At 67.5% G+C, this 9,238-nt stretch carries 11 protein-coding genes; all 11 read left to right on the top strand.

What is annotated here, in order from left to right; all coding sequences use genetic code 11:
* Window positions 1–352: 352 nt before the first annotated feature.
* The 11 genes from QZ271_RS12750 to QZ271_RS12700 all read left to right on the top strand — a co-directional run bounded on the left by QZ271_RS12750 (window position 353) and on the right by QZ271_RS12700 (window position 8,993).
* Window positions 353–2,128, top strand: a complete 1,776-nt coding sequence (locus QZ271_RS12750; protein ID WP_291432062.1) for a ParB N-terminal domain-containing protein — start codon at window positions 353–355, stop codon at window positions 2,126–2,128.
* 316 nt (window positions 2,129–2,444) lie between these two features.
* Entirely contained in the window at window positions 2,445–3,494 is a 1,050-nt protein-coding gene (locus QZ271_RS12745; protein WP_291432060.1) for a bifunctional DNA primase/polymerase, read from the top strand.
* 258 nt (window positions 3,495–3,752) lie between these two features.
* On the top strand, window positions 3,753–4,148 hold the full coding sequence (locus QZ271_RS12740; protein WP_291432058.1) for a hypothetical protein: 396 nt from the start codon (window positions 3,753–3,755) through the stop codon (window positions 4,146–4,148).
* A 269-nt stretch (window positions 4,149–4,417) separates the two neighbouring features.
* A complete protein-coding gene (locus QZ271_RS12735) occupies window positions 4,418–4,747 on the top strand; it encodes a hypothetical protein (RefSeq protein WP_291432056.1) in 330 nt (109 codons plus the stop codon).
* A gap of 132 nt (window positions 4,748–4,879) precedes the next feature.
* On the top strand, window positions 4,880–5,347 hold the full coding sequence (locus tag QZ271_RS12730; protein WP_291432054.1) for a hypothetical protein: 468 nt from the start codon (window positions 4,880–4,882) through the stop codon (window positions 5,345–5,347).
* A 90-nt stretch (window positions 5,348–5,437) separates the two neighbouring features.
* On the top strand, window positions 5,438–5,851 hold the full coding sequence (locus QZ271_RS12725; RefSeq protein ID WP_291432053.1) for a hypothetical protein: 414 nt from the start codon (window positions 5,438–5,440) through the stop codon (window positions 5,849–5,851).
* A gap of 118 nt (window positions 5,852–5,969) precedes the next feature.
* A complete protein-coding gene (locus QZ271_RS12720) occupies window positions 5,970–6,287 on the top strand; it encodes a hypothetical protein (RefSeq protein ID WP_291432051.1) in 318 nt (105 codons plus the stop codon).
* Between the two features lie 835 nt (window positions 6,288–7,122).
* Window positions 7,123–8,040, top strand: coding sequence for an ArdC family protein (locus QZ271_RS12715; protein ID WP_291432049.1), 918 nt, complete (start codon window positions 7,123–7,125; stop codon window positions 8,038–8,040).
* Between the two features lie 52 nt (window positions 8,041–8,092).
* A complete protein-coding gene (locus QZ271_RS12710; RefSeq protein WP_291432047.1) occupies window positions 8,093–8,278 on the top strand; it encodes a hypothetical protein in 186 nt (61 codons plus the stop codon).
* 181 nt (window positions 8,279–8,459) lie between these two features.
* Complete coding sequence (locus QZ271_RS12705) at window positions 8,460–8,765, top strand: hypothetical protein (protein ID WP_291432046.1); 306 nt, start codon at window positions 8,460–8,462, stop codon at window positions 8,763–8,765.
* 48 nt (window positions 8,766–8,813) lie between these two features.
* Window positions 8,814–8,993 (top strand): hypothetical protein, encoded by a 180-nt coding sequence (locus tag QZ271_RS12700; RefSeq protein WP_291432044.1) that lies wholly within the window; start codon window positions 8,814–8,816, stop codon window positions 8,991–8,993.
* The last annotated feature ends 245 nt before the right edge of the window (window positions 8,994–9,238 follow it).

Here is a 9,238-nt window from a genome sequence, read left to right as displayed (position 1 = left end):
CGTTTCCCGCGCGACAGGGTGGGGGCGCCTCAGACGGCAACCCGCCACCGATGGGGGAGGCTGGGAAGCGCCCCCCCATCGCCGGGAGTTGCCTCGGGCCTGGAGGTGGAAGGGCGGCCCTGGATAGACGCGGGCGAGGGGGAAGGGCCGCCGGAGTCGGTGGGGAGGGGTGCGTGCCCAGGGGCGCGGCGCGGGGCACGTGAGTCTGTGCATATGCCGGTAATGCGGTTTACTGGTAAAACGGATTACCGGCTTTCTGTTGACAAACGAATCAGTGTAAAGTATACTTCTTTTTGTAGGAGCACCTTCCACACCCGCTCCCACACGGCGTTTATGCGCAAGGAGAACCCACATGACGGAACCTGCCCACGACCTGACCCACGCCCCAGCCCCTACCGCACTGCGCCTCTCCCCCACCGCCGAAGTGGCGCAGCTCCCCTGGACGGCCCTACGCCGCAGCGCGCTCAACCCCCGGCGCGCGTTTGACGACAAGGCCCTTTTCGAGCTGGCGACGGACATCTACCACAAGGGCGTCCTGCAAAACCTCGTGGTGCGCCCCCACCCCACCGAGGCGGGCGCCTATGAAATCGCCGCAGGTGAGCGCCGGTACCGCGCCGTGGCCCTGCTGGTCGAGGGGCTGGAACTCGTGGACGACCAGGGCGGACCGAGCGACGTGCTGCGCGTGCCCGAGGGCTATGCGGTGCCCTGCCTCGTGAAATCCATGACCGATTCACAACTGGTAGAGATTGCGGTCACCGAGAACTTCCAGCGCGAGGACGTGACCCCGCTGGAGGAGGCGGACGGTTTCTCCCGGCTGGTGGGCCTGGGCCTCAAGCCCGATGACATCGCGGCGCGGAGCGGGCGGGACGTGCGGCTGGTCGAGCAGCGCCTGACCCTGGCCTCTGGCCTGGGCAAAGAGGCCCGCAAGCTGCTCACCGAGGGCAAGATCAACGGGGCGCAGGCCCAGGTGATCGCGCAGACCACCGGGGAACTGAAAAAGCATCTGGTGCGGCTGGTCAAGGACAACCCGCGTGCCTACAGTGCCGATCAGCTCCGCAAGCTGACCACCGAGGGCCGCATCCTCGTGAGTGACGCCCTGTTCGATGCTGAGGCGTCGGGGCTGCTGATCGTCGAGGACCTGTGGGGAATCACTCCCGCCTACTTCCGGGACACGCAGAAGGCCCAGGCGTTGCAGCTGGAGGCCATCGAGGCGCAGGCCCAGGCCGACCGGGACAGCGGCGCGTGGGCGTTCGTGGACGTGGTGACCTCGGACTACGTGCAGAACCTGCCCTGGCGCGAGTACGAGCACTACGGCCCCGAGAACCTGCGCGGTGTGCTGTACCTGCACAGTTGCAGCGGGCAGATGAAGCGTCACGAACGGGTGGTGCGGAAGGCCGACGTGCAGGCCGCACAGAAGGCCCAGCAGGCCGCTGAGCGAACCCAGGCGGCACAGAACCGCGCGCAGACGCCGCCCGAGGACCGCCCGGTGAAGGACGCCGCGCACCGGGTCGGCCAGGAGGCCCGCGCCCGCGTGCTGTGGGGGCAGCTGGTCAATGACCCGCAGCGGTGCCTCGCACTGACCGTCCAGGGCCTGTTCGAGACGTGCAGTGAAGTCAAGGTCAGGGTGGACGTGGCCCCCAGCCTGAGTACCCCCCTGCCGGAAGTTGTGGCGGTGGTGGAGCACTGGACCACCGAGCGCCCTGATCTGTTCCAGAGTCACAAAGAAGGCACGATGGTGAGCCGGGTGTCTGGCCCGAAGCTGCACGCCGCGCTGATGGAACTGTGCACGGATGACCTGCTGAGCCTGCTGGCGTACCACCTGCACGACTCACTGCACCACTGGTCCGGTACAGCGCCCAGCGCACGCCCCGGTGAGCTGGCCGTGTACGTGGCGACGCAGACGGGCGCGGACGTGCGGCTGAGCCGGGAGTGGGAGGTCACCGAGGAGTTCCTGAGCGCCTACACCATCCCGCAGCTGACGGCCCTGGCGGCGACGATGCCCAGGGATGCCCAGCCGGGCATGGCGCCGGGGGTGAGCAAGAAGGAACTGATGGGGCGTATCGTCGAGATGGCCCCCAGGCTGAAAGCCGCCGGATGGGTGCCGGACGTGGTGACGTTCAGCCGCTAAGACCTGGCCAGGGGGTGCCCGGCGCCCCCCGGCACCCCAAGGAGGGCACGCGTGAGTGACGAACAGAGAAATCCGGTTCCGAACGCCCTGCAACCCCTGTCTGAACGGTCAGGGCACAGCCTCGCCGACGCGCACCGGCTGGCGGTGGAGACGATGGACCGGCCGCGCCCCGTGAGCATGGGCAGGCCGGGCAGGAGGCCGCGGCACGGGGGGTGAACTGAACCGGGCATGCAGAGGATGTTCTTTTTGCGGACCTGTTGTTCTTTTCCCGGCTTGACAGGTCATCTCAAGGTCTACATGTTCAGAGGAGGCAGCCATGTTGGTCTCTCCCGCAGTCCCCACCCATTGCCACAGGCCCATCACGTCCCCGTCCACCGACCTGCTGCGCGCCGCTGAGCGGTACGTGGCCGCGGGCGTGAGCATCATTCCCACAGGCGTATCCGGCGACTTCGCCAAACGCCCCCACTACGACGCCCTCAAAAAGACCGACCACTGCTACTGGGACGAAGGCGAGCAGAAGTGGAAGGCGACCTTCATGGCCCTGCGTGAGCGCCTCCCCCGCGCGGAGGAGCTGCGCACCTGGTTCGAGGTGCACCGCGCGCCGGGGCTGGCGATGGTGACCGGCCGGGTCTCCGGACTGATTGCGCTGGACTTCGATGGAGAGGCGGGAACGGCGCTGCTCCGGCAGTTGGGCTGGGACGCCCACGTGCGGACCCCCAGCGGTGGATTCCACGTCTACTGCAGGCACCCCGGTTGGCCGGTGGCCACCCTGAACAGCCGGTCGAAGAAGACGCTGCCCCGGGGCCTGGACGTGCGGGCGGACGGTGGGCTGGCGATGCTGCCGCCGACCGTCACGCCGACCGGGGCGTATGAACGGCTGTCCGCAACAAGACTGCTTCAGCGCTGTCACATTCCGCGGGAGATCGAGGTGGATGGCCAGTCCTACCGCCTGCGCGAGCTGCTGGGCCTGGACTGTGCGCCCGAGGACCGGCCCGAGCCGCCCCGCGCGGCCGCCCAGGCACCCGTGTTCGCGGCGCCGGACGGGGACGGAACGCAGGGCGCGCCACACACACGGATCGATTATCAGATCCTGGTCGAGCACGCCCTGCGGATGGTGGATCACCGTGGCCGCAACGACGCTGGATTCTGGCTGTGCTGCCAGCTGCGCGACAACGACTTCAGCCGGGAAGAGGCGCTGGAGATCGGGCCCTACTGGCTGTCGCTGCTGCCCCTGACCAACACCAGGGGCCGCCGGGAGGCCTACCTGCCAGCCCATTTCGAAGCCTCTGTGCGCAGCGCTTACCGGACGGTGCCCGCGGGCCGTCAGTCGCGGCCCTGGATCAAGGGGTACGGCCGCTCCACCTGACCTGGGGTGCCGCGCCCCGCCTCAACCTGAAAAAAGTGAGGGGCGCGAAGCCCCCCACCCGAATCACGATCCGCACCAAGGTTTCCACACCCGCGTTTCGCGCTTCTGGAAGTCGGGAAAGGAGAACCCAAACCCCGCTTCCTTCTCCTCACCGTACCACACCCCCTTTTCTGTGGAGGACCCCCGATGAACCTGCAGCACCGCCCCAAGACCGCCCAGAGATACCTGCCAGGCCGCCGCGCCCGGCATACTCGTGCTATGTCCAAGTCCTCCCCTATTCCTGACGTGCTCAAGAGCTATTCCGCCCTGGACAAGCTCACCTGGTTGTACGTCCGTGAGCACCCCGGCAAGCTGTACGTGCAGGACCTCGTGGACGCGTATGGTCACCACTACCAGACGTTTTCCGAGAGCCTTCAGCTGCTGCGCCAGGTCGGGCTGATCGTGACCCTGCGCGAAGGCGGCATGGTGGGGCGGGGCGGCCGGGAAGCCGGGGAGTACCGGGTGGCCACCGGGGATGAGCTGAGCAGCGTGCCCACTTACACGCCCTCGATGAAGCCCAGGCGCGCGGCAAAGCGGCCGGAGGACAAGGCCAGCAGTGACACGGGTGCAGCACCCGGACGTGGCCGAAGGAAGGCCACACCCGACTCGCAGTGAGCCACGAGGTACTGATGTGGAGGGTGCCAGCAACACGAAGCCGGGCTGCCCCATACGTCCGGCGAGACCCTGCACGCGGTCGCGGCCGACCTTCGCGCCGGTGACGGGCAGCGGGCATCCAACGTGCTGCGCCCAGGTGCATGACGCGGTGCGCGCTGGTGAACCCGCCCGCGACTGGGTGACGCTGGCCCTGCCCCTGCACCCCATTGCTGCACGCCTGCGCGCCTCTGCTCAGGAGCCAGTGAACGGGCCTGTACCGGCGGTGCAAGGTGCGGCCTGACCGCGAGGAGCAAGGCCCCCTCCTGCCACAGGAAGTCAGTCCCTGGGGCGTGGTCACCTTCCAGGAAGAAGTGATGCCCGGTGTGATCTTCGTCGAGACCGGCAGCCACGGGGGCTACCACCTGTCTCCAGCGGTCAACGAGCGGATTCCTGCGCCTGTGCGCCGGGCCAACGGGTATTACGAGCAGGACATCGAAGCGGCCCTCTGTGCGTACTTCGTGCCGTTCCCGGGGGCCGACCCGACCGACGTGCAGGTGGTCCTCGAGACCCAGTTCCCGGATATCTACGCGGGCATCGTGCGGGGCGACTTCAAGCGCTGAGCATGCTAGTCACGACATGGTAAAACAGTAAAACGGTTTACCGTGTTTATCTTGACAAAGAAGTAAGTGAAAAGTATACTTGTAGATGTAGGGGGCACCTTCCACACCCGCCCCCTGCACAAAGGAGCGACCATGACGGCACCCATCGCACCCGGACTCATCTACGAGAACCTGGACGGCTACGGCTACTTCCGCGCCTCCCTCAACAGCGACCTCAGCGTCACGATGGTTGACGAGCAGACCACACGCACCGTCACCCTGCCGGTCCTCGAACTGCTGGGCACCCTGAAGGCCTGGGCCAAACGCTGCGCCGACGCCCTGGCCCACCCCGAACAGTTCCCCAATCTAATGATCGGCCCCGTCGGTGAGCGGCTGGCCCAGCGGCATGGTCGGGCCATCCCCGCCCCCACCATTGGGAAAGCCCGCGCCTGCACCCTGCACCGCGACTTCGCCCGCCTGGGCGTGCCGAGCGGCACGCACTACGTCCTGTGCAGCCGCGCCCTGAACAAGACCGTGACCAGCCTCGCCGCCCTGACGGATGAAGAGGTCCTGCTGGTCTGGGACTTCGCGCGCCGAGAGCGCTGGGGGCACGTGGCCTGAACCTAGTGGGCCGCCCCACCGGGCGGCCCCAGGCACCGGATGACGCCCAGCCCGCCAGCACGCGGGCACCCCACCCCAGGAGGACCTGCAATGCTCACCCGCTACACCATCCGTGACTTCTCCGGCGCGGCGACCGCCACGGTGCACGCCTGCTCCTCTGCCCATGCCGCCCGCCTTGTGGAGCGTGCCGGACTCCCCATTGCCGCGCTGGAGGACACTGGCCCCAGCGCGGCCACCGAGGCAGGCGCCCAGGTCGAGGTCACACGGTACCTGCTGACCCTGCTGGAAACACCGATCAACCTGGACGACGACCCGACGCCGCTCAGTCACCGACTGCATGACCTCGATCAGCGCGGGCGGGTGCTGTGCTTCGCCCAGGACGGCGGCACCATCTTCCACCTGCTCCAGCCGGACAGCGCCGCCGACGCCCAGGCGCTCTTGCACCTCGCGCAGCAGGAGTGTTCCGGCGCGCACCTGCAAGGCGCAGTCACCACGTGGCCCTGAGGTCCCTAGGTGCATCAGGTGCTGCACGCCGAAGGCCTGCACATCCGCACCGGCACCTGGGCCTGACCCGCCGCCCGGCCCCGTCCTGTGGCCACCACACCCACAGGAGGAATCTGCGATGCCCAAGACGAGCAAAGTGGCCAGACGCCTACACGCCGCCATTGAAGCCGCCAATGTCCCCGTGCCCGGTACGGACGGCGAAGGGATTGCCCGCGTCCGCCTGCGCGTAGGTGAGCAGTCTCTGTCGGTCGTGGTCTCCATGCTCAATCTGAATCAGGTGCCCGGCCGGCCTGGTCGCCGCACCCTCATGCTGAGCGTGGCCCGGACGAACGGCAGCGCAGCCACCCGGAAGGACGGCGAGGCGCTGGCCCGGCTGCTGGGGACTCCGGCGCGGATCTGGTTGTCCGGCCCCCGCGTGTGCCTGCGTGCCGCGTAACACGGTCCGCAAAGAATCATGGAGGGCCGCGGCCACGAGTCTGCGCCCGCTGGGCGCGGCCCTTCATGCGAATCCCCGCTGACGCGGGGACCAGGCCCCCAGGGCAGCGGCGTTCCTCACGTCACGCCGCAGGGGGCCTTTTCACATTCCGGTCCCTGGCGTCGTCTCGAAGGGAGGCGGCGCAGGGCGTGGCGGTGCAGGGCGCAACGGATCTGTTGTTCGCCCTGACGGGCGACGTGGCGCGGCCACCCCCGGCCCTGCGGGGCCGGAGTTCGGCCCGGAGGGCGGGCCGAAGGAAGAGGAGCGGCCTCTGGCCGCCCGATGCTGGGTTCCGCCGTTCCCTGCGGTCACGGCGGCGGGCCGCGCCCGTCGCCCGCTTGAAGCGGTTCGGCGCGGGAGCCGAGCGCGGCCGGGTACGGATCCATCCCCCCCCGCCCCCAAAGGGGAGCGGGGAAACACACACGTTCGTCCGGAAGGGCACCGGACTCAGGCGCACGTTTCCCGCGCGACAGGGTAGGGGCGCCTCAGACGGCAACCCGCCACCGATGGGGGAGGCTGGGAAGCGCCCCCCCCATCGCCGGGAGTTGCCTCGGGCCGGGAGGTGGAAGGGCGGCCCTGGACATACGCGGGTAAGGGGGAAGGGCCGCCGGTGGCGGTGGGAGGGGTGCGCGCCCGGGGGCGCGGCGCGGTGCGCGTGAGCCCGGACATACGCCGATAACGCAGCTTACTGGTAAAACAGCTTACTGGTTTTCTGTTGACAAACGAATAAGTGAAAAGTATACTTGTAAGTGTAGGGGGGCACCTTCCACACCCGCCCCCCTCTCAAGGAGCGCCCATGACGTACAAGAAGCCCAGCACGCCCGAGGAACGCGAAGCCGCCCGCGCCGCTTCCCAGGAGATCACACAGGACCTGATCAAGCGCATCGATACGCGCGTCGAGCGGCTGTCCGAACAGTTAAGAGCGGGGGCCAGCGCGGAGCTGCTGACCTTCATGCGCTTTTCTGCCCGCTTCCACACGTACAGCCTGAACAATCAGCTTCTGATCTGGATGCAGGCCCCCGAAGCGGCCCACGTGGCCGGGTTCCATGCGTGGAAGGACTTAGGCCGCAAGGTCAAGAAGGGCGCGAAGGCCGTGCGGGTACTGGCCCCGCTCGTGGTCCCTGACCGCGAGGCGCCGCCTCTGCCCAGCGGCAAGCCCGCGCAGAAGGTGGTGGGCTTCAAGTACATCAGCGTGTTTGCCGATTACGACACCGAAGGCGACCCCATCCCGACCTGTTCCGCGTGGGTGGTGCAGGGCGGCGACGAGGGCACACGCGACCTCCTGCGCGCCCTGTCGAGCGCTGCCCCCGTGCCGGTCGAGTGGCAGGACGGCGAAGGACGCGGGGCGCACGGCTGGACGGACGGCGGCCGGATCGTGCTCAACCGCGCCAAATGCCAGGACGAGCCCGCGCACGCCGTCCGCGTGTTCTTCCATGAGTGGGCACACGTCGAGCTGCATTTTCAGGGCCAGGGGAAACGCCCCGAGGAGCTGCCCGACCGGGCCACGCGCGAAGTGGAGGCCGACGCCTGTGCGTACGTGCTGTCGAGTTTCTACGGCATCGAGGCGGCCGCCCAGGTCAGCGACTACATCACCGGCTGGGGAGGAGACGCGCAGAAGTTGCAGGGCAGCCTGACCCGCATTCAGCGCGCGGTGTCTCACATCCTGGGCACGCTGGAGCAGCGCGCCCAGGCGCTCCCGCAGGCCGCCGCCTGACCTGCAGCGGGCGGCCCCCCTGGGGGGCCGCCCCATCCGAGGAGGCCAAGCAATGTACAGCGCAGATGAGTACTACGAGGACAGCATCACGAGCGGCCCCGATCTGGAGGACCTGCACGGCCTGGACTGGGGGGCGAACGAGTCCGCGCGGGAGCTGAACGAGGAGCCCCCGGGCGGGGCAGGCCCGGCGGCAGAGGAGAGCGAGCCCAGAACCCCAGAGGATGGCCTGCCATTCTGACCCCGTGACCGCGCCCGAGTGGCGCGGTGTTGCTGTCCTGCACGCGTTCAAGTTGTCTAAAAAACACGGTAAAACGTTAAAACGTTTTACTGGTTTTTATTGACATAGTAATCAGTGAAAGGTATACTTGTAAGCGTAAGGGGGCACCTTCCACACCCGCCCCACTTACGAAAGGAGAGCCATGAACACGACCACCCGCCGCCCTTATGAGGAGTTCCACAACCTCCAGGAGATGCCCACCGAGGCGAACTGGACCGGCGAGAGCGACGTGCCCGCCACCCTACAGCGCGTCTCCGTGGACGGCTACGGCCCCGGCACCGTCAGCGCCTACATCGTCTGGAGCCATGAGCTGCGCGCCCGCGTCGAGCTGGACACCCGGCCCGACGTTGTGGCCCTGCCCGCCATGACGAACCAGCACGGCGCGTACCTGTACGCCACCGCGCACGACCTGACGCCCGAAGCCCGCCCCCAGGCCGTCGCCGCCTGATCTCACCGGCCCCGCCCCCAGGCGGGCGGGGCCACTGGAGGAACCCTGATGCCCACCCTGACCCAGGGGCAGCAGCGCGCCCTGAACACCCTGACCACCACCGCCCTTTCCGTCGAGATAGCCGAACTGGACGCCCAGAACATCGAAACCGACGACCTCTCCTGCAGCCTCCCGCACGGCCTCCAGGGCCTGCGCCGCCGCCTGGCCGCGCTGAAAGGGGTGACGTGAGAGTTGGTGCGAAAAATTACTCTAGTGACTCAGGTAACAATCTTTGAACCCTTGCAATACCCAATTGCCGTTGAGTGCGATTTTGCAACACAGTTTTGCAAGGCAAAAAGCACGTTATCAGCGACAGTATAAATTTGTTGCGTAAACGCTCGTTTTCGCAATGATTTAGCGAAGAAGTGTGCCTAGACGAATAAAACACCCTAGTAGGCCCGCCAGAGAAAATGTGTTCTACGTCACTAGGGTAA

It is taken from the genome of Deinococcus sp., from assembly GCF_018260555.1.
GTDB lineage: Bacteria > Deinococcota > Deinococci > Deinococcales > Deinococcaceae > Deinococcus.
Note: the sequence above shows the minus strand (reverse complement) of the source record. Positions and strands in the feature narration are given on the sequence as shown.

Coding starts and splice junctions, on each gene's coding strand:
- QZ271_RS12750 (WP_291432062.1), top strand. CDS start 353: ATGACGGAACCTGCCCACGACCTGACCCACGCCCCAGCCCCTACCGCA.
- QZ271_RS12745 (WP_291432060.1), top strand. CDS start 2,445: ATGTTGGTCTCTCCCGCAGTCCCCACCCATTGCCACAGGCCCATCACG.
- QZ271_RS12740 (WP_291432058.1), top strand. CDS start 3,753: ATGTCCAAGTCCTCCCCTATTCCTGACGTGCTCAAGAGCTATTCCGCC.
- QZ271_RS12730 (WP_291432054.1), top strand. CDS start 4,880: ATGACGGCACCCATCGCACCCGGACTCATCTACGAGAACCTGGACGGC.
- QZ271_RS12725 (WP_291432053.1), top strand. CDS start 5,438: ATGCTCACCCGCTACACCATCCGTGACTTCTCCGGCGCGGCGACCGCC.
- QZ271_RS12720 (WP_291432051.1), top strand. CDS start 5,970: ATGCCCAAGACGAGCAAAGTGGCCAGACGCCTACACGCCGCCATTGAA.
- QZ271_RS12715 (WP_291432049.1), top strand. CDS start 7,123: ATGACGTACAAGAAGCCCAGCACGCCCGAGGAACGCGAAGCCGCCCGC.
- QZ271_RS12710 (WP_291432047.1), top strand. CDS start 8,093: ATGTACAGCGCAGATGAGTACTACGAGGACAGCATCACGAGCGGCCCC.
- QZ271_RS12705 (WP_291432046.1), top strand. CDS start 8,460: ATGAACACGACCACCCGCCGCCCTTATGAGGAGTTCCACAACCTCCAG.
- QZ271_RS12700 (WP_291432044.1), top strand. CDS start 8,814: ATGCCCACCCTGACCCAGGGGCAGCAGCGCGCCCTGAACACCCTGACC.